The sequence below is a fragment of the Pseudomonas sp. PGPR40 genome, assembly GCF_022014505.1.
Classification (GTDB): domain Bacteria; phylum Pseudomonadota; class Gammaproteobacteria; order Pseudomonadales; family Pseudomonadaceae; genus Aquipseudomonas.
In genome coordinates, this window is record NZ_JAKLSP010000046.1 from 1 (window position 1) to 25,794 (window position 25,794).

The 25,794-nt window shown below is 58.4% G+C and carries 18 protein-coding genes and 3 pseudogenes; 12 read left to right on the forward strand and 9 right to left on the reverse strand.

Annotated features, from left to right (window positions below; all coding sequences use genetic code 11):
- Positions 1–483 precede the first annotated feature (483 nt).
- Positions 484–1,905, forward strand: coding sequence for an amino acid permease (locus MEB48_RS27485; RefSeq protein WP_237886887.1), 1,422 nt, complete (start codon positions 484–486; stop codon positions 1,903–1,905).
- Positions 1,906–2,121: 216 nt separating this feature from the next.
- Here MEB48_RS27485 and MEB48_RS27490 read toward each other — a convergent pair whose 3' ends face one another.
- Complete coding sequence (locus MEB48_RS27490) at positions 2,122–3,246, reverse strand: OpgC family protein (protein WP_237886888.1); 1,125 nt, start codon at positions 3,244–3,246, stop codon at positions 2,122–2,124.
- A 208-nt stretch (positions 3,247–3,454) separates the two neighbouring features.
- On the opposite strand from MEB48_RS27490, the gene MEB48_RS27495 reads away from it, so the two are divergent.
- From MEB48_RS27495 to MEB48_RS27510, 4 genes are all read left to right on the forward strand, one after another.
- Positions 3,455–4,396 carry a glycosyltransferase family 2 protein gene (locus MEB48_RS27495; RefSeq protein ID WP_237886889.1) on the forward strand — a complete coding sequence of 314 codons (942 nt, stop codon included), beginning with the start codon at positions 3,455–3,457 and terminating at the stop codon, positions 4,394–4,396.
- Position 4,397: 1 nt separating this feature from the next.
- Positions 4,398–5,906 carry a glucosyltransferase domain-containing protein gene (locus tag MEB48_RS27500; protein WP_237886890.1) on the forward strand — a complete coding sequence of 503 codons (1,509 nt, stop codon included), beginning with the start codon at positions 4,398–4,400 and terminating at the stop codon, positions 5,904–5,906.
- A gap of 85 nt (positions 5,907–5,991) precedes the next feature.
- The gene (locus MEB48_RS27505; RefSeq protein ID WP_237886906.1) at positions 5,992–7,527 is read left to right on the forward strand and encodes a glycosyltransferase family 39 protein; all 1,536 of its coding nucleotides are present in this window, start codon (positions 5,992–5,994) and stop codon (positions 7,525–7,527) included.
- Positions 7,528–7,637: 110 nt separating this feature from the next.
- Positions 7,638–8,012: a GtrA family protein gene (locus MEB48_RS27510; RefSeq protein WP_237886891.1), complete on the forward strand. Its 375-nt coding sequence runs from the start codon at positions 7,638–7,640 to the stop codon at positions 8,010–8,012.
- A gap of 376 nt (positions 8,013–8,388) precedes the next feature.
- Here MEB48_RS27510 and MEB48_RS27515 read toward each other — a convergent pair whose 3' ends face one another.
- The 5 genes from MEB48_RS27515 to MEB48_RS27535 are packed head-to-tail and all read right to left on the reverse strand — an operon-like array spanning position 8,389 to position 16,783.
- Positions 8,389–9,795: an ATP-binding protein gene (locus MEB48_RS27515; protein WP_237886892.1), complete on the reverse strand. Its 1,407-nt coding sequence runs from the start codon at positions 9,793–9,795 to the stop codon at positions 8,389–8,391.
- The gene (locus MEB48_RS27520) at positions 9,792–11,603 is read right to left on the reverse strand and encodes a DAHL domain-containing protein (RefSeq protein WP_237886893.1); all 1,812 of its coding nucleotides are present in this window, start codon (positions 11,601–11,603) and stop codon (positions 9,792–9,794) included. The genes MEB48_RS27515 and MEB48_RS27520 overlap by 4 nt, the downstream gene beginning before the upstream one ends.
- Positions 11,600–12,559, reverse strand: coding sequence for a cytochrome c peroxidase (locus MEB48_RS27525; protein WP_237886894.1), 960 nt, complete (start codon positions 12,557–12,559; stop codon positions 11,600–11,602). The genes MEB48_RS27520 and MEB48_RS27525 overlap by 4 nt, the downstream gene beginning before the upstream one ends.
- Before the next feature lie 46 nt (positions 12,560–12,605).
- On the reverse strand, positions 12,606–14,480 hold the full coding sequence (locus MEB48_RS27530; RefSeq protein WP_237886895.1) for a putative bifunctional diguanylate cyclase/phosphodiesterase: 1,875 nt from the start codon (positions 14,478–14,480) through the stop codon (positions 12,606–12,608).
- Positions 14,477–16,783, reverse strand: a complete 2,307-nt coding sequence (locus MEB48_RS27535; RefSeq protein ID WP_237886896.1) for a GGDEF/EAL domain-containing response regulator — start codon at positions 16,781–16,783, stop codon at positions 14,477–14,479. The genes MEB48_RS27530 and MEB48_RS27535 overlap by 4 nt, the downstream gene beginning before the upstream one ends.
- 248 nt (positions 16,784–17,031) lie before the next feature.
- Here MEB48_RS27535 and MEB48_RS27540 point away from each other — a divergent pair.
- From MEB48_RS27540 to MEB48_RS27555, 4 genes and pseudogenes are all read left to right on the forward strand, one after another.
- Positions 17,032–17,674, forward strand: a pseudogene (locus MEB48_RS27540) (HD domain-containing phosphohydrolase); the annotation flags it as partial.
- Positions 17,675–17,847: 173 nt separating this feature from the next.
- Entirely contained in the window at positions 17,848–18,282 is a 435-nt protein-coding gene (locus MEB48_RS27545; RefSeq protein ID WP_237886897.1) for an NUDIX hydrolase, read from the forward strand.
- A 23-nt stretch (positions 18,283–18,305) separates the two neighbouring features.
- Positions 18,306–18,944 (forward strand): LysE family translocator, encoded by a 639-nt coding sequence (locus MEB48_RS27550; protein ID WP_237886898.1) that lies wholly within the window; start codon positions 18,306–18,308, stop codon positions 18,942–18,944.
- A gap of 2 nt (positions 18,945–18,946) precedes the next feature.
- Complete coding sequence (locus MEB48_RS27555; protein ID WP_237886899.1) at positions 18,947–19,456, forward strand: GNAT family N-acetyltransferase; 510 nt, start codon at positions 18,947–18,949, stop codon at positions 19,454–19,456.
- Positions 19,457–19,601: 145 nt separating this feature from the next.
- Here MEB48_RS27555 and metR read toward each other — a convergent pair whose 3' ends face one another.
- Positions 19,602–20,519, reverse strand: a complete 918-nt coding sequence (gene metR / locus MEB48_RS27560; protein WP_237886900.1) for a transcriptional regulator MetR — start codon at positions 20,517–20,519, stop codon at positions 19,602–19,604.
- Positions 20,520–20,639: 120 nt separating this feature from the next.
- On the opposite strand from metR, the gene metE reads away from it, so the two are divergent.
- Together metE and MEB48_RS27570 are read left to right on the forward strand one after the other, a co-directional pair.
- Positions 20,640–22,952 carry a 5-methyltetrahydropteroyltriglutamate--homocysteine S-methyltransferase gene (metE, locus tag MEB48_RS27565; protein WP_237886901.1) on the forward strand — a complete coding sequence of 771 codons (2,313 nt, stop codon included), beginning with the start codon at positions 20,640–20,642 and terminating at the stop codon, positions 22,950–22,952.
- A gap of 245 nt (positions 22,953–23,197) precedes the next feature.
- Positions 23,198–24,232, forward strand: coding sequence for an alpha/beta fold hydrolase (locus MEB48_RS27570; RefSeq protein WP_237886902.1), 1,035 nt, complete (start codon positions 23,198–23,200; stop codon positions 24,230–24,232).
- Between the two features lie 153 nt (positions 24,233–24,385).
- Here the strand turns inward: MEB48_RS27570 and MEB48_RS27575 are convergent.
- A pseudogene (locus MEB48_RS27575) lies at positions 24,386–24,744 on the reverse strand (DUF6124 family protein).
- Between the two features lie 374 nt (positions 24,745–25,118).
- Between MEB48_RS27575 and MEB48_RS27580 the strand changes: the two are divergent.
- Positions 25,119–25,235 (forward strand): annotated as a pseudogene (locus MEB48_RS27580) (disulfide bond formation protein DsbA); the annotation flags it as partial.
- Positions 25,236–25,458: 223 nt separating this feature from the next.
- Here the strand turns inward: MEB48_RS27580 and MEB48_RS27585 are convergent.
- The gene (locus MEB48_RS27585) at positions 25,459–25,788 is read right to left on the reverse strand and encodes a GlpM family protein (RefSeq protein WP_237886907.1); all 330 of its coding nucleotides are present in this window, start codon (positions 25,786–25,788) and stop codon (positions 25,459–25,461) included.
- Positions 25,789–25,794 lie beyond the last annotated feature (6 nt).

Consider the following 25,794-nt stretch of genomic DNA (forward strand, 5'->3'; position numbering starts at 1 on the left):
TCCTAACAAGTCTGCTCTGACGCTACATGCCGTTGCGGTATCAGCCTCTCATCGTGCTTGATGCCTGGCGCATTCACTTGTTTGTTGCGCGACAGCGCGGCGCCTTGGCGGCGGGGAATCTCCTACATGGCCGAGTTAGACGCTTGAAGGAGATAAACACCGCCTAGGCAAGGGCATGACGATGCACCATTGCTGTGCAATACTTGGCGCCGTTTCAAGCGGCGAATAATCCTACATAAGTCAGGTAATGCCACTCCATAAACCGCGCTTTTGCCGAGAGTTCTGGCTGAATGTTGTGGTTTATAAAGTGAAAAACCCTACGGGAAGCTTTTTATACTGCACACCCCGCTGATCCTGCAGGTTTTGTCCTGCAAGACATGTCTGCCCACGAAGCAGGTTCGGTTTCGCAGAAGCGCTGGCCTATCGGTCGGCGTTTTGACACTCGGCGGGTCATATCCAATAACAAGACGAGGTTGTATCCCTATGCCAGTCGGCAATCACCTGCCTCACGGCGAGACCGCTCAGGGCGGCCCGCTTAAACGCGAACTCGGCGAACGGCATATTCGCTTGATGGCGCTCGGTGCCTGTATCGGCGTCGGCCTGTTCCTGGGTTCGGCCAAGGCCATCGAAATGGCCGGACCGGCCATCATGCTCTCCTACATCATTGGCGGTCTGGCGATCCTGGTGATCATGCGCGCGCTCGGCGAGATGGCCGTGCACAACCCGGTCGCCGGCTCGTTCAGCCGTTATGCCCAAGATTACCTTGGCCCATTGGCAGGCTTTCTGACCGGCTGGAACTACTGGTTCCTGTGGCTGGTGACCTGCGTCGCGGAAATCACCGCGGTGGCGGTGTACATGGGCGTCTGGTTTCCCGATGTGCCGCGCTGGATCTGGGCATTGGCAGCGTTGGTCAGCATGGGTTCGATCAACCTGATCGCGGTGAAAGCCTTTGGTGAATTCGAATTCTGGTTCGCCCTGATCAAGATCGTCACCATCATTGCGATGGTAATCGGCGGCATCGGCGTGATCGCGTTCGGCTTCGGCAACGACGGCGTTGCCTTGGGGATTTCCAATCTCTGGGCGCATGGCGGCTTCATGCCCAACGGCGTGCAAGGCGTGTTGATGTCCTTGCAAATGGTGATGTTCGCCTACCTCGGCGTCGAGATGATCGGCCTGACCGCTGGTGAAGCCAAGAACCCGCAGAAGACCATTCCCAATGCGATCGGCTCGGTGTTCTGGCGGATTCTGCTGTTCTACGTTGGCGCCTTGTTCGTGATCCTGTCGATTTACCCGTGGAACGAAATCGGCACCCAGGGCAGCCCGTTCGTGATGACCTTCGAGCGTCTGGGCATCAAGACCGCCGCCGGCATCATCAACTTCGTGGTGATTACCGCAGCGCTATCGTCCTGCAACGGCGGCATCTTCAGTACCGGGCGCATGCTCTACAGCCTGGCGCAGAATGGCCAGGCCCCGGCGGGTTTTGCCAAAACCTCGAACAACGGCGTGCCGCGTCGTGCGCTGCTGCTGTCGATCGGTGCCTTGCTGCTGGGCGTGCTGCTTAACTATCTGGTGCCGGAGAAAGTCTTCGTCTGGGTCACCGCGATTGCCACCTTCGGTGCGATCTGGACCTGGGTGATGATCCTGCTGGCCCAGCTCAAGTTCCGCAAAGGCCTGAGCGCCAGCGAACGTGCCGGCCTGAAATACAAGATGTGGCTGTACCCGGTCAGTTCCTACCTGGCACTGGCCTTCCTGGTGCTGGTGGTCGGCCTGATGGCGTACTTCCCGGACACTCGTGTGGCGCTGTATGTCGGGCCTGCTTTCCTGGTGCTGCTGACGGTATTGTTCTACGTGTTCAAGCTGCAACCGACCAATGTGTCGCAAGGTGCGGTGCGTTCGGCTTCGTAAGTCGTAACCAGAAATGCAAAAAGCCCCGGTCGAGATGACTGGGGCTTTTTATTGGTTGGCGCGATCTTTTATGGTGAGGGGGCTTGCCCCAATACCTGTCAGTTAAGCGAAATTCCTGTAGGAGCGAGCTTGCTCGCGAAGACGGCAGGACAGTCAACATTGATGTCGCCTGACACACCGCTTTCGCGAGCAAGCTCGCTCCTACAGGAATTTCGCTTAACCCACGGAGACTTGAACCGGCCGATTCAACCGCTTATTGAAATCCAGCCAACCCCCCAGCAACGCCATCAACCCGACCCCAAGCAGTGCACTGAACAGCTGCATCGCCAGTACATTCGCGCCCAAGGCATTGAGCATGTCTGCCAGCGGCGCCAGCAACACGCCAAAGCAGAACACTTCCAACGAATAACGCCCCATGCGACAGCTTTGTTGCGCCAGCCAGTTCTGCATCCAGCCCGTGTCCGGCAACAACCTGGCGGTAACGTAGGCGAGGGCGAGGAAGTGCATCAGGCGCGCTGGCGAGAGGTTGGTCTTGCTGATCGGATACAGCCATTCGCCGAGCTTCTGGGGCATTAAGGCGTCATGCACGGTCGGCCACTTCCATGACAGTGCGATCAGTCCGGTCGCTATCAGATAACTCAGCGCTGCGATAAAAACCGGCTGCCGAGTCAGCGGTCGAGGTTGCCGCACCCGAGGTTTTTGCCCGTGAATCGCCGCCGCGCCACCGAGAATAAACAGCAGCTGCCAGGCCAGCGGATTGAAAAACCACACGCCACCGTCGGTGCCGGCCAGGTTCCACTGAAGCCAAGGCGCCAGGAAGTACAAGACCACCGACAACCCCACCACGTATTCAGCCTTGCGCAGCAGCATCGGCAGCACCAGCGGCAGGCCGAGCAGCAAAAAAATATACAGCGGCAACGGGTCCATCAGGTTCGGCTTGAAGCGCAGCAACAACTCATCCATCAACGCCTGCTGCGGGTTGTCGAGGAAATACTGCAAGCCCATTTCCTGCACCAGATCACGGGTTTCCACGTGGCTGTTGGCGAAAAACACGATGCCCATCAACAGCGCGAGCAAAAAGATATGCACCACATAAAGCACCCAGGCGCGTCGCAGGATTTTCACCGTGGCGACCATGAAGCCATCGCGCCGGGCGATCTTGCCGTAGGCCAGCACGGCCGCGTACCCGGCCAGGAACACAAAAATCTCCGCCGCATCGCTGAAACCGAAATTGCGCACCGTGAACTGGGCGAGCGGGTTTTGCGGCACGTGATCCCAGAAGATGAAGATCAGCGCCAGGCCGCGAAAAAAGTCGATTCGGTGATCGCGTTCAAACGTCATGACAGCGGGCTCGTGAGCGGGGGCGGCGCGCAGGGTGGCGTGATTCGCGAGTAATTGCAAAAGACCGGATATTACCGAATGTCACAGTGGTCTATAGCGAAGGACTCGGCATGGCGTGTCCGTCGGTCTGCCGGGCCGCTCTCGCACCAGAATGCCTCCTGATGGCGGGTGTCGAACATCTACACTTCGTTTTTCAGGAGTGTGAAACGTGAAAGTTTCGCTGATTGTCCCGGTATTCAATGAAGAGCAGGCCATCAATCTGTTCTATCAGGCGGTGCGTCGCGAACTGAAACTTGACCCGTGTGACGTCGAGATCGTGTTCATCAACGACGGCAGTACCGACCGGACGGCTGAGCAGGTCAAGGCGCTGGCGCAGGTCGATGAACAGGTAATGCTGATCAACTTCTCGCGCAACTTCGGAAAAGAGCCGGCGTTGTTTGCCGGGCTGGAATACGCCACCGGTGATGCGGTGATCCCGATGGACGTGGACCTGCAGGATCCGATCAGCGTCATCCCGCAGTTGGTTGCCGAGTGGCAAAAGGGCGCCGATGTAGTGCTCGCCAAACGCCGCAATCGCGACAGTGACAGTTATTTGAAACGCCGCAGCGCGTCGCTCTTTTATCACTTGCTGAACAGAATTTCCTACACCCGGATTGAAGAAAACGTCGGGGATTTTCGGCTCATGGACCGCAAAGTGGTCAATGTGATTCGCGCGCTTCCCGAGCATCAGTTGTTCATGAAGGGCGTTCTGTCCTGGGCCGGATTTACCACGGCGGTGGTGGAATACGAGCGAGCCCGGCGAGTGGCAGGACGCAGCAAGTTCAATGGCTGGAAACTGTGGAACCTGGCGCTGGAAGGCATTACCTCGTTCAGCACTGTGCCATTGCGGTTGTGGACTTACATCGGTGGCGGCATTTCGATCTTCGCGGTGCTGTACGCGGTGTACATGGTGCTGGACAAGATTTTCTTCGGTAACAGCGTCCCCGGTTACCCCTCGTTGATGACGGCCATACTGTTTCTCGGTGGCGTACAGCTGATCGGTATCGGCATTCTCGGTGAGTATGTCGGCCGCATCTATATCGAGGCCAAGCACCGACCCCGTTATGTGGTTAAGGATGTCATCGGCGGCAAAGACCGACTCGGGCTTTAGCATGGGCAGACTGGGCGACTTTTTCAGCTACGAACTCGGGCGTCGTCGGGTCTGGCTGTTTTTTCTGATCGCGATCCTGATTTATGTCATTCCGCTGATCCTCGCGGACTATCCCTACATCGATGACAACTGGCGATCGCTGTCGGCGGGTACTGCCTGGGCGGGGCAGGGGCGGTTGTTCACCGAGCTGTTCTACAACCTGCTGACCTTCAGCGATGGCGCACCGAACATCTTTCCGTTGCCGCTGTTGATCGCCACGCTGGCCATGGCCTTTGCGTTGACCCGTCTGACGTTTCATTACTACCCGCGGCCGACGATGTCATGCTGTCTGGTGCTGTTGCCGCTCTGGTACAACCCGTTCTTCCTGCAGAACCTGTCCTATCAATATGACGGGGCGACCATTGCCTTGAGTCTGGTGGCGGTGATTTTCGCGATCACGTTTCGTCATCCTTCGCGCATTCTGCAATGGCTGGTACCGGCCTTCCTGATTGCGCTGGCGCTGGGGTTCTATCAGGTGAGCCTGAATGTGTTTCTGGGCCTGTGTTGCCTGGAACTGCTCAGGGGGGCGAATGACCAGTGGGGCTGGCGGCAATGGTACGAATTGATCGGCTGGAAAATCGCGCAGGCAGGGCTCGGCGGGTTGATCTACAGCGTCACGGCTTATCCGTACATGAATCAGAATCGCGCTCTGTTGTTGAACTGGGCGGCGGCGCCCTGGCTGCAACTTGAAATCAACATCGGCCGGGTGCTGGAAAAAGTCGCGTTGCTGTTTCATGGTGGATTCACTTGGGTGTTCGCCGTACTGCTGCTGTGTGCTCTTGTGGGCAGCGTACGGTTGGCCCGGAACGTGATTGAACGCCACGACACCGGGCTGAGAAAAATCGTGATGGGCCTGATGTGTCTGCTGACAGTGCCGGTCGTGACCTTATTGGTGTCAGGGACGGCGCTGTTTTTTCGCGACTTCAATGAAGGCGCCAGAACCTTGATGGGTTTTGCGGTCCTGTTGGTGCTGTTGTTCTATTTGAGCCATCTGGCATTGGTGTCCATTCATGAGCGACTGCCGATGCTGTTGGCGGTGCCCCTGTTGGCCATGCTTTCGCTGTCGTTCGCCTATGGCCGTGTGCTGACGATGCAGAACACGTTTGCATCCAGCGCGTTGTTTTCCCTGGGGCATGACATCTCGTCCCATCGGCAACTGCGCGAGGCCAAGCTCATTTATATGGCGGTGAGTGACTCCGATCACTGGCTGGTGGCGGCCGCGGGCTCGTTCAGGCAGATGCCGGTCTTGCGTTATCTGTTAAACATCGATTTTTTCATGCTGGCTGAAAACCTGCCCAAGGCGGGCATCACCAATGTGGTCGCGGAGAGGGAGCGGCGCAACGCGACCCTGGTCGGTTACCAGGGTTATCCACCGCTGGTGGAGAGCAGGTTTTACCGCATCTATCTGCTGGGCGATTACGGTTTTATCGTCATGAAAGCCCCCTCTCCGATCACCTCGCTTCAGTGGTGAGCAATAAGATGATCAGCCTGTGAACGCCGCTTCGGTTCTTCTCAAAAGTTTTCCATCCCGCGTGGCCGACAGGGCGGGTCTGGTGATGGTGATAGCCATCGCGTTGTTCGCAAGGTTTCACTCCATCACGGTGCCGGTGATCTGGTACGACGAGGCCTACAGCCTGCTACTGGCCGAGGGTTCGCCTGCGTTTATCTGGACCACGACGGCGCGGGATGTGCATCCACCGCTTTACTATGTCTTGCTGCATTTCTGGATGGTTTTATTCGGCAATGGTGTCTTGGCGGCGCGATCGGTAAGTGCACTGGCGGATGTCGGCACGCTGTTGCTGTGTATCAAATTGATGAGTCTGGTGACGACGCGAAGGGCGACATGGATAGCCGCATTGTTGTTGGCATTGCTACCGATATCGGTGCGCTACAGCCAGGAAGTGCGAATGTACACCTTGCTCGGCTTCTGGCTGATGGGCGCGACCGTGGCGCTGGTGTGCTGGATCAAGGCACCGGGTCAAAAGCGTTATCCGGTTTTTTACGTGCTGCTGATGACGGCTGCTTTCTACACGCATTACTTCGCCGCGCTGTGCGTTTTGGTGCATTGGCTTTGTTGGTGGCGAGTGCGAGATAGCGGTCGGTCCATGGCAATACCGATTCGTGCGTGGGTCTTGGCCAACAGCGCAGTCGTTGTGTTGTACCTGCCGTGGATACCTCATTTCATCGATCAATTGCTGCGAATGGACGGGCTCGAGTGGATACCGCCGCTCACCTGGCAAACAGTGCTGACCTTCGTTTGGCAGCTGGTGATGATGGGGGATTCGACCAGTCATTCATCCTTATGGCGTGTGTTGCCCTCGGTGTTGATCGTTGTTTGCGCCGCCGCGGTGTTGCTCAAGGCACGCCATGAGCGACCTTTCAGTGTCTTGCTGGTGAGCTATTTCTTTGTGCCGGTGCTGACCGTTTTTCTGGTGTCGCTGATCGTGCCGGTTTTCAATGCCAGATACCTGGTGTTCGCGGCCGCCGCGTTGCCTCTTATCGTTGCGCTCGCGCTGGACGCATGGAGCCAACGCCACGCCGTTCTTGCCGCTGTCGCCATGGCTTTTGTTTTATTGGCAGAAGTACACGGGCTTTCGGCGGTCTACGCGCAAACGGATGAGATGAACGGGACAAGCATTCGCAAGGACGCAAGGCTGGACGCCGTGGTCGCAAGCCTTGGCCGAGAAGTCCGTTCGGGTGACGAAATCATCGTCGATAACCTGTATTGGTACTTGCCATTCACGTACTACAACTCGACCGATATCCAGCCGAAGTTATACGTAGTCAAAACACCGACAGGCACCCTTTGGGGAACCGCAGAATACGGTGGTTGGGCACTCATTCCCCGTCCACTGCATTCGATTCTCTTCAACGATTTTTCGGCTCTGAAACTCAATGCCAGGCGGATCTGGTGGGTAACGGGCCAAGCCCGTCCTGAACATGACGCCTTGTTTCCCAAGCAGTGGAAACAAGTGCTGACACTAAAGGAAGGGGACAGCGAAGCCCGTTTGTTCATCCGGGGGGAAGCACCAACCCCTTCGTCAGGCGTGGTGAACAGTGAACCTCGGGTGCCTGAGGATCCCCTTCGTTAGCATGACCGTTAGTCTGGAATATCGCTCAACCTGTTATTTATGACAGTAGACGCCTGACAGGCTTGGTTTTAGTTTCAAGGCCACTAGAAGGGAATGTGGCGGACGCCGATATGCAAGCCTTGTGGAAAGGATTCACCACCTACGCGGTCGTCGGCGTCGCCAATACGTTTATTCATTGGCAGATATTTTACGTGTTGAATACGGCGGCCGAACTGAGTCAGGCGACCAGTAATTTTGCTGCGTTTTGCGTGGCCGCCTCATTTTCCTTCTACGTGAATGCGCTTTATACGTTTGATGCGAAGGTATCTGTATTCGGATACCTGCTCTTTGTCGGCATCATGGGCGCATTGAGTTTTGCCATTGGGCGTGCTGCTGATGTGTGGCGATTGCATGGGCTGGTAACCGTTGCTTCGTTTTCATTGCTGAGTCTGGTTTGCGGGTTCTTTTTTTTCAGGTTTGTTGTGTTTCGCGAGCGCGAGGCATGAAGATTCGCTGATTGTTCCGGTCTTCAATGAAGAGCAGGTGATCGGGCGTTTCTATCAGGCTGTATGCCAGGAACCGTCCTTGGGCGAATACCCGGTCGAAATCGTGTTCATCAACGGACTCGGTAATGGTAGGGCATTGGTATAGGGTTTTTGTGGCGAGGGAGCTTGCTCCCGCTCGGCTGCGCAGCAGTCGCAAAACCTGCTGGGGATTTGTCTGACTGAACGCATTGCCTGTTTTGGGCTCTCTTCGCGATCCAGCGGGAGCAAGCTCCCTCGCCACAGAGATCTCCTGTGTTAGCACAGGGCGTCAGGCATTCTGCGCCTGGAGAAAAAACGAAAACAGCCCGGATTGAGAGTTGATTCCCGCCTCAACCGGTCAGACAGCCGCTTTCGATTGCCGCACCGGCAACTCAACCCGAAAGGTGCTGCCTACCCCGACTTCGCTTCGCACCGAAATATCACCCCGGTGTTTTTTCACGATGCCATAGGACAGGGACAACCCGAGCCCCGTCCCCTGGCCCACCGGTTTGGTGGTGTAGAACGGGTCGAATATTTTCTGCAGGTTGTCCGGCTCGATGCCTATTCCCGTGTCCGCGACCTCGATCGATACCGTTTCACCTTCAAGCCCGGTGCGCAGTGTGATGATTCCCCGTTCCGGCCCCATCGCCTGAGACGCGTTGACGATCAGGTTCATGATCACCTGATTGATTTGCGACGGCAGGCATTCGATGTCGGGTAGCGTTTGATACTCCTTCACCACATCGGCCTTGTACTTGAGTTCATTGGAGACGATGTTCAGGGTCGACTCGATGCCTTGTTGCAGATTGGTCCACTGCCATTCCTGATTGGAGTCGACGCGGGAGAAGTCCTTCAGGTCTTTGACGATTTGCCCGACCCGGTTGATCCCGTCCCTGGATTCCTTGATCAGCTGCGGAATGTCCTCGCGCAGAAAATCCAGTTCGACCCGTTCACGTAATTCGCCGAGATGGTCGATCACCTCGCTTGAGCTAATGGCGCTTTCCGCCTCCCGATAGGCATCGAGCATGTTCTGCAGTTGCTTGAAGTAGCCATCGAGAGCGCCGAGGTTGGAGGAAATGAAGCCGATGGGGTTATTGATTTCATGGGCGACGCCCGCCGCCAGTTGCCCCAGCGAGGCGAGTTTTTCCGACTGCACCAGTTGGCTTTCCAGTTGTTTGCGCTCGTCGATTTCCCGCTGCAACGCCTCGCTGGCCTGCTTGAACTGGGTCGTGCGCTGATCCACCAGATGCTCCAGATGGCTCATCTGAATAGATGCCCGTTCAGTCATTTCCCATTTGGTGAGCAGGGTGTTGGCCATCTGCTGGACTTCGATGTTGTCGAACGGTTTTTTCAGAATCAGCAGACGGTCATGGGCGTGCAAGCGTTCCAGCAATTCATCCCAGGAGTAGTCGGAATAGGCGGTACACACCACCACTTGCAGCAGTGGGTCTTTCTGCCACAGGTGTTCGATAGTCTGCGCACCGTCCCAGCCTTCAGGCATGCGCATGTCGACGAAGGCCAACGCGTAGGGGCGGTTTTCCTGTAAGGCCTGGATGAGTTTGCCCAGGCCCTCCTGACCGCCATAGGCCGAGTCCAGCTCGAACAGCAGGTTGGGGGATTTCACTTCGCTGCCGAACAACGCGGCCTCCATTTCGTCCAGCTCTGCATGCTGCGCGGATGTCGGGGTGAGGATCTTGCGAAAGTCTTCATGGATGGACGGCGTGTCGTCGATCAGCAGAATGCGTCGGTTCGAAAGATCGCTCATGCTTCCTCCATGACGGGTTTCAACGGGATCTGCAACGTGAACAGTGCACCTGTGCCCGGCCCATCGCTGTGGGCGGTGAGATGGCCGTTCATCTCGATGGCAGCCAGGGCACAGCTGTGCAGGCCGAAGCCATGTCCTTCCTTGCGGGTGGTAAAACCGTGGGCAAAGATCCGCGTCATGTTCTCCGGCTCGATCCCTTCGCCGTCATCCTTGACGCTGATTTGCAGGATGGTGTCCTCGACGACTTTCACCCCAAGGGTCATTTGTCGCGGACGGTTGCTGAGGTCGGTCATGGCGTATTTGGCGTTGCTGATCAGGTTGATCAGAATCAGCAGCAATCGGTGTTTGTCGCCCATGATTTGCGGTACGTCGCCGTACTCCTTGACCACGGTGACGTGATGCCGGGTCAGCGCGCCGGCATTCATCCGCAGGGCGTCTTCCAGCAGCTCGCTGATGTGCAGTGGTTCCATCAGGCTGTTGGCACCCGCGTAGGACTGCTGGGTGGCGACGATGTCCTTGATGTGGTCGACGCTTTTGCTCAGTTGCGCGAGTTCGTCGGCCATGCCTTGCTGTTCGAGGGCGATGGCCTCCACCAGTTGGTTCAGATAACCGGGCAGCAGTTTTCCTTTTTCGTCCAGGGTCAGAAAGAAACCCAGGTCTTCTTGATGCGCGTTGATCAGTTGCATCGCCTTGCCCAATCCCAGGGCCTTGCTGCTACGCAGCTTGCGGGTGACCAGGTCGGCCGAGATGTTCACGCTGTTGAGCACATTGCCGACGTTGTGCAGCACATTAGTGGCGATTTCGGCCATGCCGGCCTGGCGCGCGGTGTCGAGCAGTTCGCTCTGGGTATCCTTGAGTTCGCGGGTGCGCTCTTCGACCCGTTGTTCGAGGACGTCGTTGGCGGTTTGCAGTTCTTTGTTGACCCGTTTGGTCTCCGCGAAGCTGCGCATCAGGCGGATCGCCAGATACACCAGTACCATCACCAGCAGTGTCGAAAACACCAGCATATAGAAGTGGTAGCGCCGGTTGGCTGCGTCGGTTTGTTGCTGATCCTTGTTCAGCAGACTGGTGATGTCGTCCAGTCGAGCGGCTACAGGAACGGCTTCGATGTTTTGCAGCAGCCGATTGACCACAGGTTGTTCGCGCAGGATCAGCGCGATGTGACGGCTCAAAACATCGATCGGGCTGTGAAACTGCTCCGGTAACCGCTCCTTGTTCACCCCCAGTTTGTTCAGCCCGACCAGGATATCGGCGGCTTTGTCGTCGGAGGTGACCTGGGCGAACTCCAGGCTACTGAGCAGCAAGTCGTAGGTGTCGGTGGCAATGTTCTGGAGTTGCAGTTTGTCTTCGTCGAGCAGTCGGGTAAGTGGTTCCTGGATGTCGTCTTCGGCGGTAGGCAAAAACGCCAGTGAATTGCGCAGCACGGCATTGTGGGATTTGAACTGCTCCACCAGCCGGGTTTTTTCCTGAATGGCGGCGTGGTAAGCATCATGGCTGGCACGCCAGATCGGCGAGTCATTGCGACCATGACTGGACTCCATGCTCTCGAACCGCTCCCACAGGTGCGTCATTTCGGTCAGCGGTGCAACCAGAGGATCGTAATTATGGCTGATGGCAATCCTGGCCTTGAGAATCTCGGTTTCCCACTGCGCGTTGAACTGTTTGATCCGGCCGATCAGATCCCGGGACTCGGCATACGTCGAAGTCTGGTCGGAGCTTGATTTGAGGTACAGAAACAGCAGGGTCGAGGCCAGCAACAAGGCCACGCCACTGAGCAATACCAGGTTGCGACGGTGGTACGTTCTCATAAGGATTTGCCTCCCCATTCACCGGTCAGGGTCTTGAGGAATTTGATGATCAGGTCCTTGTCCTTGTCAGAGGGGACGCGACCGAGCTGGAATTTGAACATCACGCCTACCGCCTCTTCGAGGGTCTTGGCCGAGCCGTCGTGAAAATACGGGGCGGTCACGGCGACATTGCGCAGGCTCGGGACCTTGAATACGTTGCGATCCTCTTCAGCCTTGGTCACCAGATAGCGGCCCAGATCGGCTTCGGTGGGGTTGCCCCGGACCTCAAAGTAATCATCCATGACCCCGAATTTCTGGAACATGTTGCCGCCGATGTTCACTCCCTGATGGCAGGCGATGCAGCCGTATTCCTTGAAGCGTTGGTAACCGTATTTCTCGTCGCTCGTCAGAATCTCTGTATTGCCCAGCAGGTATTGATCGAAACGTGAATTGGCGCTGATCAGCGTGCGCTCATAGGTGGCCAGGGCTTTTTGCACATTGTTCATGGTCACGCCGTCCGGGTAGGCCTGGGCGAAAGCGTTTTTGTAAGTCGGGTCGGCGGTCAGGGTCTGAACGACATGCTCCCAATGACTGCCCATTTCGCTGGGGCTTTGCACCACTTCGTGGGCTTGCGTCTCCAGGGTGTCGGCGCGGCCGTTCCAGAATTGCCGGAAGTTCAGACTGGCGTTGAACACGCTCGGGGTGTTGATCGTCAATGGCGCGCCGTTGAAGCCGATGGAAAACGCCAGGGCGTCGGCACCTCCGCTTTCCAGACGATGGCAACTGGCGCACGACAGCCTGTTGTTGACCGACAGGCGTGGTTCGTTGAACAACCGACGACCGAGTTCGACTTGCAAGGGGTTCAGCTCGGGCACCGTGGGCAAGGGTTTGAGCGGTTCGTCCAACGGTGCGCCGCTGGCTATCAGACAACATCCGAGTAGAGGCGCAAGAAGCAGGTAATAGAAGGGGCTCGACATCTTATGATTCCTTGGCGCAGGGGGCCTTAGTGTCGTTGCACATGGTTCATGGGGCGGCGGATGGAGCGGGTGGCACGGATGTCAGGTATTGCACGAAGGCGTCCGGCTCCACGGCTTTGCTGAAGTAGTAACCCTGGCCTTCCTCGCACTGGAGGCTTTTGAGAAAATTCAATTGTTCGAGGGTTTCCACCCCTTCGGCAATGATGGTCAGTTTGAGGCTCTTGCCCAGGCTGATGATGGCGCTGACCAGCGCCGCGTCATTGCTGTCACGGCTCAGGCCGCGAATGAATGACTGGTCGATTTTCAGCACATCGATGGGAAACCGTTGCAGATAACTCAGGCTGGAATAACCGGTGCCGAAGTCATCGATAGCCAGCCGTACGCCCAATGCCTTGAGCCGACTCAGCGCGACCATCGTCGCATCGATGTTCTGCATCAATACGCCTTCGGTGATTTCCAGTTCCAGCAAGGCGGGCTCCATACCGGTTTGCTTGAGTATCTGTTCGATACCCTCGACAAAATCCCGTTGGCGAAAATCGATGGCCGACACGTTCACCGACATGCACAGCTTTGGCAGGCCTTTCGCCTGCCAGGAACGGGCTTGTCGGCAAGCCTGGGTCAGCACCCATTTGCTCAACGGTACGATCAAGCCGCTGTCTTCGGCCACGCCAATGAAATCTGTCGGGTAAATCCAGCCTTGTCCCGGCTTTTGCCAGCGGATCAATGCCTCGGCGCCGACCACCTTGCCGCTGCTCAGGTCGAGTTTGGGCTGGTAGTGCAGGACAAATTCGTTGCGTTCCAGCGCCAAACGAATGCCTGACTCGATGCTCTGCTGTTCCCGGGCGCGCTCATTCATCTCATCGATGAAAAAACTGAAATCGTTCGGGCCGTTGTCCTTGACGTTGCGCATGGCGGTTTCGGCTTTTTTGATCAAAGCAATGGCATCGAAACCGTCCTCGGGATAGATGCTGATGCCCAGGCTGGCCGTCACGCTCAGGTCGTGGCCGGCGATGTGTTGAGGCGTGCGTATGGCGTTCAAGAGCTTTTTGGCGATGCCCTTGGTCTGTTGGGGGTGATGGATGTCAGCCAGGATCACCACAAATTCATCGGAGCCGTAGCGAAACACCGAGTCGGACGCACGCACGCAGGCCACCAGGTTTTGCCCGACACGTTTGAGCATCTCGTCACCGGTCGGGTGGCCCAAGGCATTGTTGATGCGCTTGAAGCGATCGAGCCCCAGAAACATCACGGCCAGTTGTTTGTCATGGCGTCTGGACAGGGCCAGTGACTGGTTCAGCCGGTCGCCCAACAAGGTGCTGTTGGGCAATTCGGTCAATACGTCGTACTGCAGCAAGTGCGATACCTTGAGCAGCTCATGGACCCGGGCCTCGATGGTTTGCTCCAGGGTCAGTACTTTCATCGCCGCGTCCTGTGCCATCTGCCACTTCCAGGTCAGGGCGCTGGCCATCTGACGGATTTCCAGGCTGTCGAAGGGTTTTTTCAGCACCAGCAACTGATCGCCGAATTCCAGCCGTTCGGCCATGGCTTCCCAGGTGTAATCGGAGAAGGCCGTGCACAGCGCGATTTGCAGGTGAGGATCAGCCTTCCAGAGCTGTTCGATGGTTTCCAGACCGTCCCAGCCCGGGGGCATGCGCATGTCGGTGAACGCCATGGCGTAAGGTCGACCTTGTGCCTGGGCACGCTTGACCAGTTCGAGCGCTTCCTCGCCCTGGTAGGCCGAGTCGAGCTGGAATATCAGCCGTGCCGACTGCTGGCTGCCGAACAGCGCTGCTTCAGTGCCGGCGAGGGTTTGTTCGTCGTCGGTATCCGGACTGAGAATCTTGCGAAAGTCCTGATGGATCGAAGGCGTGTCGTCGATGATCAGAATGCGTCGGTTAGCCTGGACGAACGGAGTCTTCATTCCTTGTTCTCCGTGGTACGCCACGGATCGTCCGGCATCACTCCGGTTCCGTGGTTGGCATGCACGATGCTCCCGGTCTTCAGCAACTCGGCGGCCTGTTGGCTGCTGACTGCTTGGCTGAAGTAGTGACCCTGGGCGTTCATCGGTGAGCCGGTGGCCATCAGCGAACTGCGTTGCTCCTGGGTTTCGACGCCCTCGGCGATAATGCCGATCCCTACGTCGCGGGCGAAGTTGATGATGGCCCGCAAGGTGGTTGCACTGGCCGGGTCGCGGGCGGCCATGTCGATGAAGGTCTGGGCGAGTTTCAGGTGATTGACCTGGTAAGTCTTGAGGTAATCGAACGAGGAGTATTCGGTGCCGAAGTCGTCGATGGCGATTTTCACTCCTAGCTCACGCAGGCGCGGCAGTACATCATTATGCGTCCACTTGGTCTGGGCCAGGGTCGCTTCGGTGACGTCGAAACGCAGGTCCCACGGGCACAGTTCCCAGCGGGCGGTGGTGCGCAACACGTCATAGATCAGCTCGGGACCACTTTTGAGCTGGGCCAGGGACAGTTTTATCGCTACCACCGGTGGCGCCATGCCTTCGTCTCGCCACTGGCGCATTTGCCGACAGGCGCGCTCCAGCACCCAGTGACCGAGGGCGATGATAATGCCGGTTTTTTCCGCCGCGGGCAGAAACGCCGGGGCTTCCAGCAAACCGCGCTGGGGGTGGTTCCAGCTGACCTGTGCTTCCATGCCGAGGATTTTGCCAGTGCTCAGGTCCACTTCCGGCCAGTAACGCAGTTCGAGTTCGTCGTGTTCGATGGCCTTCTTCAGATCGTTGGCGATGGTCATGCGCTCGACCACTTCCTGATTGATCTCATCGGAGTGGAAGTGGTACTGGTTGCGGCCCTTTTCCTTGGAGCGATACAGCGCCATGTCGGCCTGGGTCAACAGGCTGTCGGCGCTAAGGCTGACCGGGGCGTAGCTGCTGATGCCGATGCTGACCGAGACCCGCACATCATTGCCGGCCAGGGAGTAGGGCAGCACCAGCGCATCGCGGACCTTGGCGGCGAGGGCCGCTGATTGGGTCGGATCGCCAACGTCCAGCTGCAGTATCGAGAACTCGTCGCCGCCTAGACGGGCAACCACGTCATTTTCGCGCACGCAGCTTTTGATGCGTCGGGCGACCTCCTGCAACAGCAGGTCGCCCACCGGGTGGCCCAGGGTGTCGTTGATGCGTTTGAAGTGATCAAGGTCCAGGTAAAACATGGCGAAGGGTGTGGCCCCGCGCCGGGCGGCGGCAAATGCCTGGTGCAGCCGCTCGATCAGCGTCGCGCGATTGGCCAGCCCGGTCAGCCCGTCGGTGCGGGCCAGCAGGGCGATCTTTTCTTCGGCCAGTTTGCGTTCGGTGACGTCGATGATGATGCCTTCGACTTCCAGCAAGCGGCCTTCATCGTCGCGCACCGGAATATAGCGGTTTTCGACCCAGCGCCAGTCGCCGTCGCCGGTGCGCATCCGGAATTCGATGGAAGCACCCGCCGCATGGCGGTCCAGCACCCGGGCCATGGCGGTGTCGACTTTCGATTGATCGTCGGGATGGATCAGCTCCTGTGCCCAGTTGGACGAAGCCACCAGGGCCGCCGCGATGTGGCCGTATTTGGTGATGTTGTGGGAGATGTACATCAGCGGAAACGACGGTTCGCCCCGCAGCCGATACAGAATGGTCGGGCTGTTCTGCACGATGATGTTGGCGTCGGACAGCTCCCGGGTGCGCTCTTCGACCGCGTGTTCCAACAGCGACATCTTCAGCGCCGCGTCTTCGGTCATTTGCCATTTGGCGGTCAATGCGCTGGCCATCTGGCGGATCTCGATGGCATCGAAGGGCTTTTTCAGGATAAGCAGGCGATCGCCCAGTTCCAGACGCTCGGCGATGTCTTCCCAGGAATAGTCGGAATACGCGGTGCAGAGCGCCACTTGCAGCTTGGGATCGACTTGCCACAAGCGTTCGATGGTTTCCAGACCGTCCCAGCCCGGCGGCATGCGCATGTCGATGAAGGCCATCGCGTAGGGCGAGTCATTCGCCAGCGCGGCCTCGACCTTGTCCAGTGCTTCGCGGCCCTGAAACGCCGAATCGATGACGAAACTTTGCAACGATACCGACGCTGAGGTACCGAACAGGGCGTTTTCGGCGCTGATCAGGCTGTCGTCTTCGAGCGATGGCGGGCTGAGAATCTTGGCGAAATCCGCATGGATCGACGCGGTGTCATCGACAATGAGAATCCGCCGATTAACGCGCGCAAGCAGCGTATTCACTGACATGCGCCTGTACCGACAGCAGGTTGGTGCAATGAGCTCATAGAGGGTATCCCTTCCCTGATCGCTGGATGGAGCGGGTATCTTTTGGATCCGAGTGATCTGAGCATAGTCGCCCAGCCAGCACTTCGCCCGATTGACTGAAACGAATCATTTCCGGGGGGGCGGGCTGAAAATCATCTAGCCTGTAGGTCAGGCTCGGGGACGCCAGGACGTTTGCCTCGCGCGCGAAATTAAAGACGCACGTTTTCTAGCTGCAACAGACCGCCGACATGCTGGACCTGGCCTACGAAGAGCTCAAGCGCAGCTATGTCACCGGCACCGAAGTGTTTTCGTTTCTGGCCAACCTGCGCTTGCCGCCCGCCAAGCAGACCAACCGGCAGATCATCGAACTGATGCGGGTGTACTGCAAACGCCATGGCCTGGACGAAGGCACCAGTCGCGACCTGACCATGGCCGCGGCACTCTACAACATCGGGAAATTGAGCTGGACCGACAGCGTTACTCAAACTGGCGGTGGATTTCATCGAGTTGCAGCGCGGGCTGATCCTTGAAAGGCAAATGAACAGCGATGAAGCCCTGGTGTATATCCGCCAATACGCCGGTCGCCTCTACGACCCGGAATTGGTGGAGGACTTCATTCAGGTCTGCGCCGCTTACCTGAGCGATGTGACGCTGGCCGATCCGACGGTCAAGGTGCTGACCACTCGGGATCTGGTGGCAGGCATGATTCTGGCGCGCAATCTCAATGCCGACAGCGGCATGCTGCTACTCAATGCCGGCAAGGTGTTGAATGGGCTGCCGGTGGAGAAATTGATCGCTTTCGAGGCGATGGAAAGTGCCAGGTACAGCATTTTTGTGAAAGTGCCGGAGGAAGTGGAAGGCGCACTTGTGTAGGAGCGAGCTTGCTCGCGAAAGCGGTGTGTCAGGCGACATCAATATTGACTGTACCGCCATCTTCGCGGGCAAGCCCGCTCCTACAGGGCGCTCGGCAGATGTTTTTTTCGGCGTGACGAAGAACCGGCGCGCATGTGATCCTTGCTGCTTTTACCCAAGGCCAGTCTGATTCCATGACGCTTTCATCCGCCGCTTCCCCCCGCCTCATCCGCATTGCTGCTGCCTTGCTGATCGGCCCCGACGGTCGCACCCTGCTGGTCCGCAAGCGCGGCACCCAGGCATTCATGCAGCCGGGGGGCAAGATCGAGGCCCATGAGCAACCGGTCCATGCTCTCGCCCGTGAGCTGGAAGAGGAACTGGGGCTGGTCATCGATCCGGGGCACGCCGCCTACCTGGGGCAATTCTCGGCACCAGCCGCCAATGAGCCGGGTTATGTCGTACAGGCCGAACTCTTTCAGCTGACCATCGATTCGCACGTTTCCCCGGCGGCGGAGATCGAAGAGGTGCGCTGGATCGATCCGGCCACTGACGGCGATGTAACGCTGGCGCCATTGACACGGGACCTGATCTTGCCGTTTTATCGAGCCTCACTGATCGAAACTGCCTGATCGTCCAAGGACGGAGGATGCCCATGATCCCGCTTCAAGACTTGCTGATTTTCGCCGCCGCGGCGCTGCTGATGGTGCTCACGCCCGGGCCGAACATGATCTACCTGATCTCTCGTTCAATCTGCCAGGGCCGCAAGGCCGGAGTGACTTCGTTGCTCGGCGTAGTCGCGGGGTTTTTAGTGCACCTGTTCGCGGCTGCCGCGGGTTTGACCGCGGTGTTCGTGGCAGTGCCGATGGCTTACGAAGTGTTGAAGTGGGCCGGCGCGTTGTACCTGTTGTGGCTGGCCTGGCAGGCGGTCAAGCCCGGTGCGCGCTCACCGTTCGAGGCGCAGCAGTTGCCGGCAGATTCGTCGCGCAAGTTGATCACCATGGGCTTTCTGACCAGCGCTCTGAACCCGAAGATCGCAGTGTTTTATCTGTCGGTGTTTCCGCAGTTCATTACGCCTGAGCACGGTTCGGTGTTCACCCAGAGCATTATCCTCGGCCTAACCCAGATCAGCGTGAGCTTCAGCGTCAACCTGCTGATCGCGTTGTTTGCCGCAGGCATCGCGTCCTGGTTCGTCAACAACCCGAACTGGCTGGCGATGCAGCGTTATTTTATGGGCTTCGTGCTGTCTGGACTGGCGGTGCGCTTGATGCTTGAGCAGCGGCGGACGGCCTGAACATGTGGATCCAACGGCTTGATGCCAGCCATGCCCTGGAGTATCGAGCGCTGATGCTTGAGGCCTATGACTTGCATCCCCGGGCGTTCACGTCCAGCGTACGCGAGCGCGCCGTGATGCCGCTGAGTTGGTGGGAGTCGCGCCTGACCCACAAGCTGGACCGGATTCTCGGGGCGTTCGAAGACGGGAAACTGACGGGCATCGTTGGCCTGGCCTTCGAATCTCGGGAAAAGGCCCGGCACAAGGCGACGCTGTTTGGCATGTACGTCACAACCAAGGTGCGACAGCGCGGGCTCGGTTATCAACTGGTTCAGGCCGCGTTGGCTGAAGCGCAGACCCATCAGGGGCTGCGGCTGATCCAGCTGACCGTCACCGCCGGCAACGAAGCCGCCTTCAAGCTGTATCAGCGCTGCGGTTTCGTGCAGTTCGGCCTGGAACCGTTGGCGGTGCGAGTCGGCGAAGATTACTTCGACAAGATCCATATGTGGCGCGAGCTCACCCCTGAGCCTTGATCGTTCCCACGCTCTGCGTGGGAATGCAGCCCGGGACGCTCTGCGTCCCTTCCAGAGCCGAACGCGGAGCGTCCGTTGAGGCATTCCCACGCGGAGCGTGGGAACGATCATCCATCAATCCCGTTCCTGCAGGAGATAGGTCGTTCTATCGGACGGCACTAACCCCATCCAGTGTCGAAAACGACGTGTCCTTGGCCGTCAGCAAAAAATCACGCATGTACGGCGCGTCCAGCATGTCGGCACGAATCCCGGCGTAGAGCGTCGCAAACAACCCTTTCTCCCCCAGTCGCTTGGCCTTCACATAACCCCGTGAGCTGTATTCATGCAGCGCCCAATGGGGCATGCCGCACACGCCGCGGCCGCTGGCCACCAGTTGCATCATCATCACTGTCAGTTCCGACGTGCGGACCTGGGCCGGTTCGATGTCGGCCGGTTCCAGGAAGCGGGTGAAGATGTCCAGCCGATCACGCTCCACCGGATAGGTGATCAAGGTTTCCGTGAGCAAATCCTCGGGCACGATGTACGGTTTGCTCGCCAGGCGATGCTGGTTAGCCACCGCGAGCATGGCTTCGTAAGTGAACAACGGCACGTAAGTGATCCCGACCAGCTCCAGCGGATCGGAGGTCACCACCAGGTCCAGGTCGCCTCGGGCCAGCGCCGGCAGCGGAGCGAAGGAGAAACCCGAGGCCAGATCCAGTTCGACTTCCGGCCAGGCATCGCGGAACTGGTCGATGGTCGGCATCAGCCACTGAAAGCAACTGTGGCACTCGATCGCCATGTGCAAACGCCCTGCAGTGCCGCCGGCCAGTCGTGCAATGTCACGCTCGGCACCGCGCAGCAATGGCAGGGTGGCATCGGCCAGTTGCAGCAGGCGCAAGCCGGCACTGGTGAAACGCACCGGTTTGGTCTTGCGCACGAACAGTGGCATCCCCAGCCGTTCCTCAAGCTCTTTGAACTGGTGGGACAGCGCCGATTGGGTCAGGTGCAGGCGATCGGCCGCGTCCACCAGGCTGTCAGCTTCGCGCAAGGCGTGCAGGGTTTTCAGGTGACGGATTTCAAGCACCGGTGGCTCCATGAAGAAAATTTGTGATCAACACGAAAAGGTTGAGTTTGTCTCATGTTGGGTAGGCTGTCGACAATAGCGCCATGTTTTACAGCATCTTTTATAGAGAGAACTTTCATCATGGCTCAGGCCCACACCCTTGGTTTCCCGCGTATCGGCGCTGACCGCGAACTGAAAAAAGCCCTCGAATCCTACTGGAAGGGCGACCTCGATCAGGACGCATTGAAAAGCGTCGGCCGCCAACTGCGCGCCACCCACTGGCAATTGCAGAAAGACGCCGGCATCGACCTGCTGCCCGTGGGCGACTTCGCCTGGTACGACCAGGTACTGACTCATTCCCTGACCTTCGGTGTCATCCCCGAGCGTTTCGACAGTGCCAAGAATGCCAACGGCCTGCCGACACTCGACACCCTGTTCGCCATGGCCCGTGGTGCTACCGCGGCCTGCTGCGGCGGCGAACATGGCAAGGCGCAATATGCTCAGGAACTGACCAAGTGGTTCGATACCAATTACCACTATCTGGTCCCGGAATTCACCGTAGATCAACCATTCAAACTGAGCTGGGAACAGCTGTTCGATGAAGTCGAAGAAGCCAAAGCCTTGGGCCATAACGTCAAACCGGTGATCATCGGCCCGTTGACTTATCTATGGTTGGGCAAGGCAAAGGGTGATGGCTTTGACAAACTCGACCTGCTGGAGCGCCTGCTGCCGATCTACGGCGAAATCCTCGGTCGCCTCGCCGCCCAAGGCGTGGAGTGGGTGCAGATCGACGAACCGATCCTCACCCTCGACCTGCCACAGGCCTGGAAAAATGCCTTCGAACGCGCCTATCACATCCTTCAATACTCACCGCTGAAAAAACTCGTGGCCACTTACTTCAGTGGCCTGGAAGACAACCTTGGCCTGGCGGTCGGTCTGCCGGTGCAAGGCCTGCACATCGACGCCGTGCGCGCGCCGGAACAACTGGGCCAAGTGCTGGATCGTCTGCCGACCTACAAGATTCTCTCGGTGGGCCTGGTTAACGGCCGCAACGTCTGGCGCTGCGAACTGGAGCAAGCCCTGGCCCAACTGCAACCAGCCCAGGAGCGCTTTGGCGATAATTTGTGGGTCAGCAGTTCCTGCTCGCTGTTGCACAGCCCGGTGGACCTGGACCGTGAAGACAAACTCGATCCGGAACTGAAAAGCTGGCTGGCGTTTGCCGTGCAGAAGTGCGGCGAAATCGCCGTGCTGCGTGATGCCCTCAACGATCCGCAAGCGCCGAAGGTGCAAGCCGCCCTGGCTGAAAGCCGTGCGATTGCGGCCAGCCGCGCCCAATCGCCGCGCATCCATAAAGCCGAAGTACAGACGCGTATCAACGCCATTGGCGCGGCGGACAGCCAACGTCATTCACCCTTTGCCAAACGCATCGAACAACAACAGGCACGGCTGAAACTGCCGGCATTCCCGACCACCACTATTGGTTCGTTCCCGCAGACCGCGTCGATCCGTCTCGCGCGTCAGGCCTTCAAGCAAGGCAAGCTGTCGGCCAACGATTACACCGATGCCATGCACAGCGAAATCCGCCACGCCGTGCAAATCCAGGAACGCCTGGGTCTGGACGTGCTGGTACACGGTGAAGCCGAGCGCAACGACATGGTCGAGTACTTCGCCGAGCAACTGGACGGCTACCTGTTCACCCGATTCGGCTGGGTCCAGAGCTACGGTTCGCGCTGCGTCAAACCGGCGATCATTTATGGCGACCTGAGCCGTCCGAAGCCAATGACGGTCGACTGGATCACCTATGCTCAGAGCCTGACCGACAAGGTCATGAAAGGCATGCTTACCGGTCCCGTGACGATGCTGATGTGGTCGTTCCCGCGTGAAGACGTCTCGCGCAAAATTCAGGCGCAGCAACTGGCGCTGGCCTTGCGCGATGAAGTGCTGGACCTGGAAAACGCCGGCATCAAAATCGTCCAGATCGACGAAGCCGCGTTCCGCGAAGGGCTGCCGCTACGCCGGGCGCAATGGCAGGAATATCTAGACTGGGCGGTGGAGGCTTTCCGCCTGAGCGCATCCGGCGTGCGGGACGAAACCCAGATCCATACCCACATGTGCTACAGCGAATTCAACGACGTGATCCAGTCCATCGCCGCCATGGACGCCGACGTGATCACCATCGAAACCTCGCGCTCGGACATGGAGTTGCTGGAGGCCTTCGAAGCGTTCGACTACCCGAACGACATTGGCCCTGGCGTCTACGACATCCACTCACCACGGGTGCCCGACACGGCCGAGATGGTGAAGTTGATAAGCAAAGCGGTGAAGCGGATTCCGGCGCAGCGGTTGTGGGTCAATCCGGATTGCGGGTTGAAGACTCGCGCGTGGCCGGAGACTGAGGCGGCGCTGGTGAACATGGTTGCTGCGGCGCGGCAGTTGCGCAGTCAGTTGGCTTAACTCTGCGGCGCCTGATCTGGCGCCTTCGCGAGCAAGCCCGCTCCCACATTGGATTTTTAGCGAACACAGAATGTGTACGCAGGAGATCCAATGTGGGAGCGGGCTTGCTCGCGAAGAACGATAACGCGGTCTTGAAAATGACCGTTCAGCACTCTTCATCAAACTGTCACGTAACTGTGGCAGCGCGCTTGAACAAACTTCATCAGACTCGCGCTCTACTGGAGTTCTGCGTTTCGGTGTTTTTCATGCGTGCACGATTTTTATCCACAGCGGTCTTTCTGGCTGCTGTGTTGTTCAATTTCCCGTCTCTTGCGGCGTCTCGTTGCGATGTCAATGTTCCGACCGAACGGGTCGATCTGGAGCAGTTGAGCCTGGCCTACCAGAGCATTGGCCGTGCCTCGGACCCGGCGTTGTTGCTGGTGATGGGCTTGGGCGGGCAGTTGATTCACTGGCCGGACGAGGTGGTGGTCGCGTTGTGTCAGCAGGGGTTTCGGGTGATTCGCTATGACAATCGCGATGTCGGGCTCTCGACCTGGCGACAAGCGCCCGTCGACGCCAACCTGACCTTCGAAGTGCTGCGCTACAAACTCGGTTTGCCGGTATCGGCGCCGTACACCCTGACCGACATGGCCGACGATGCCTTTGGGCTGATGGATGCCTTGCACGTCGAGCAATTCCACGTACTGGGCGCCAGCATGGGCGGGATGATCGCTCAGCACATGGCGGCCATGGCACCGCAGCGTGTCGAGAGCCTGACATTGCTGATGACCAGCTCGGGTGCCGAGGGCTTGCCGGCGCCGAGTGCGGCGCTGGTGCAGTTACTCGCGCGACGCGGTGCGCCGAATCGCGAAGTGGCGCTGGAGCAACAGGCCGATTTGCTGGCGGCGCTGGGCAGCCCGGCGGTGAGCGATGACCGGCAGGCGTTGTTGCAGCAGGCGGCGCAATCCTATGACCGGGCGTTTAACCCCGAGGGCGTGAAGCGTCAGATCATGGCGATCCTCGCCGAACGAAGCCGCGTGGCGCTGCTCAACCAATTGCGGGTGCCGACGCTGGTCGTCCACGGCACTGCCGATCCATTGCTGCCGGTGATGCATGGCGTGCACTTGGCGGCGCACATCCGTGGCAGTCAGTTGAAGCTGATTCCGGGGCTGGCTCATCGTTTCCAGGAGGCGTTCAAGGCGCCGTTACTGGCGGCGGTGTTGCCGTACTTGCAGGCCCACCGCGAAGATACCTCGCACTGGGCACAAATCGATCCAGTGACCGCCCCAAATCTCCTGTAACACCCAAATCCAAACTGTGGGAGCGGGCTTGCTCGCGAAGGCGGTGTATCAGTCAAAGCAGATGTCGACTGACACACCGCCTTCGCGAGCAAGCCCGCTCCCACATTTGATCTTCTGTGTTAGTGGAACCTCATCGGTCAGTCAGGTCGTCAATTACGTTGGAACGAAATTATCCAGCATCCGGTTCACCGCCAGTTCACCCAACATGACGGAGTTCTGGATGCCGAGTACGGTGTTGCGCTGCGGGCCGTTCAGCAGCCCCGCGAAATCACTCAACATCACGCTCGCCGCCGCCAGGGATTCGCAGGCGTTGACCAGCAGGGTTTCGTTATCGGCGTCGGGGGCGACGGAGTAAAGGGTGCTGGGTTTGCGTGGGGTGTCTTTGGGAATGACTGGTTTGAGGTAGTAATCGAGGGCGCGGTCGGCGGCTTCGTTGAGCTTTTTGGAGTTTGGGGTTTCGTACGGGGAAACGTCGTCGGTTTTTCTGGTGGGTTGGGTGTGATCTTGAACATTGGAGGGTACTCCTGATGGTAGAGCCGCAACCTGTCTCGCTACTAAACGGAAGGGTGGCGGCTGTGCGCAAGTTAGTAGACCGGCCACCCATCCAAAACCGGTGCGCCCGAAGGCGCCATGCGCACAGCCACCATCAAGTGCAGGCGAATGCCTGACTGGATGACACTTATACGTCCGGATGGAAAAAGCCGGGCTACTAAACCCGATCACTGGGAATCAGTGACACGAACCAAGTTACCGACGGGCCTCCAGGCGCACAAGCCGGCGGATTCTGACGTGGTTGTAGGTGATGACGCAAGGCGCTGTAGCTTTCAGGAAGTAACGCTAAACAGAACTAAACACGCCTTCCCAAACACCCCAAAACCTGTGGGAGCCGACGGTGGTGTTCAACGGGCAGTACGCCGCCAGTGGCGGGCAACCGGTGGAGACGTTTATCGGTGCGATTCGTCAGATCATGAATGAAGCCAAGGGCGGGACGGTCAACGGTTGAACTGACGTTATACGCTCGATCGTTCCCACGCTCTGCGTGGGAATGCCTCTAGGGACGCTCCGCGTCCAGTGACGCGGAGCGTCACGGGCTGCATTCCTTTGCTGCGCGTGGAACGATCAGTTAACTCTGGATAAACAGTTGGCGAGGACTTCGTCCTCGAACGCAGCCTCGCAGGCTCGGCAGCTGCTACAGGTGGGCTACATTTCGGGCAGAGATCAGAATCTCAGGCGTGCATGCGAACCCAAACACTGACCAGCACCGTCGCCGCCAACAACCACGCCACCGCCGCCACCGCCAATGAAGCCTCCAGCCGCATCCGGTCGACCATTACATACAAGGTCGCCAAGTAGACGAAGTACGGAATGATCGACCACATGCCAAACACGATGGTGGTTTTCAGATCATCCAGCGAGCGTCCTTTGCCGACGATGTAATGGGCGATCAGCGCAAAGGTCGGAAACAGCGGCACCAGGCCTGCGATGTAATAGTTTCTGGTCTTGGCCAGCATGGCGAGGATCACCACCACCGCTGCGCCCAGGGTTGCTTTGAAAATCAGGTC

What these genes read in the sequence shown, in the direction of transcription:
- MEB48_RS27520 (WP_237886893.1), bottom strand. Translation starts at nt 11,603, where the DNA reads ATGAGAACGTACCACCGTCGCAACCTGGTATTGCTCAGTGGCGTGGCC.
- MEB48_RS27570 (WP_237886902.1), top strand. Translation starts at nt 23,198, where the DNA reads ATGCGTGCACGATTTTTATCCACAGCGGTCTTTCTGGCTGCTGTGTTG.
- MEB48_RS27535 (WP_237886896.1), bottom strand. Translation starts at nt 16,783, where the DNA reads ATGTCAGTGAATACGCTGCTTGCGCGCGTTAATCGGCGGATTCTCATT.
- MEB48_RS27515 (WP_237886892.1), bottom strand. Translation starts at nt 9,795, where the DNA reads ATGAGCGATCTTTCGAACCGACGCATTCTGCTGATCGACGACACGCCG.
- MEB48_RS27505 (WP_237886906.1), top strand. Translation starts at nt 5,992, where the DNA reads ATGGTGATAGCCATCGCGTTGTTCGCAAGGTTTCACTCCATCACGGTG.
- MEB48_RS27530 (WP_237886895.1), bottom strand. Translation starts at nt 14,480, where the DNA reads ATGAAGACTCCGTTCGTCCAGGCTAACCGACGCATTCTGATCATCGAC.
- MEB48_RS27510 (WP_237886891.1), top strand. Translation starts at nt 7,638, where the DNA reads ATGCAAGCCTTGTGGAAAGGATTCACCACCTACGCGGTCGTCGGCGTC.
- metE (WP_237886901.1), top strand. Translation starts at nt 20,640, where the DNA reads ATGGCTCAGGCCCACACCCTTGGTTTCCCGCGTATCGGCGCTGACCGC.
- MEB48_RS27490 (WP_237886888.1), bottom strand. Translation starts at nt 3,246, where the DNA reads ATGACGTTTGAACGCGATCACCGAATCGACTTTTTTCGCGGCCTGGCG.
- MEB48_RS27550 (WP_237886898.1), top strand. Translation starts at nt 18,306, where the DNA reads ATGATCCCGCTTCAAGACTTGCTGATTTTCGCCGCCGCGGCGCTGCTG.
- MEB48_RS27500 (WP_237886890.1), top strand. Translation starts at nt 4,398, where the DNA reads ATGGGCAGACTGGGCGACTTTTTCAGCTACGAACTCGGGCGTCGTCGG.
- MEB48_RS27485 (WP_237886887.1), top strand. Translation starts at nt 484, where the DNA reads ATGCCAGTCGGCAATCACCTGCCTCACGGCGAGACCGCTCAGGGCGGC.
- MEB48_RS27525 (WP_237886894.1), bottom strand. Translation starts at nt 12,559, where the DNA reads ATGTCGAGCCCCTTCTATTACCTGCTTCTTGCGCCTCTACTCGGATGT.
- MEB48_RS27545 (WP_237886897.1), top strand. Translation starts at nt 17,848, where the DNA reads ATGACGCTTTCATCCGCCGCTTCCCCCCGCCTCATCCGCATTGCTGCT.
- MEB48_RS27555 (WP_237886899.1), top strand. Translation starts at nt 18,947, where the DNA reads ATGTGGATCCAACGGCTTGATGCCAGCCATGCCCTGGAGTATCGAGCG.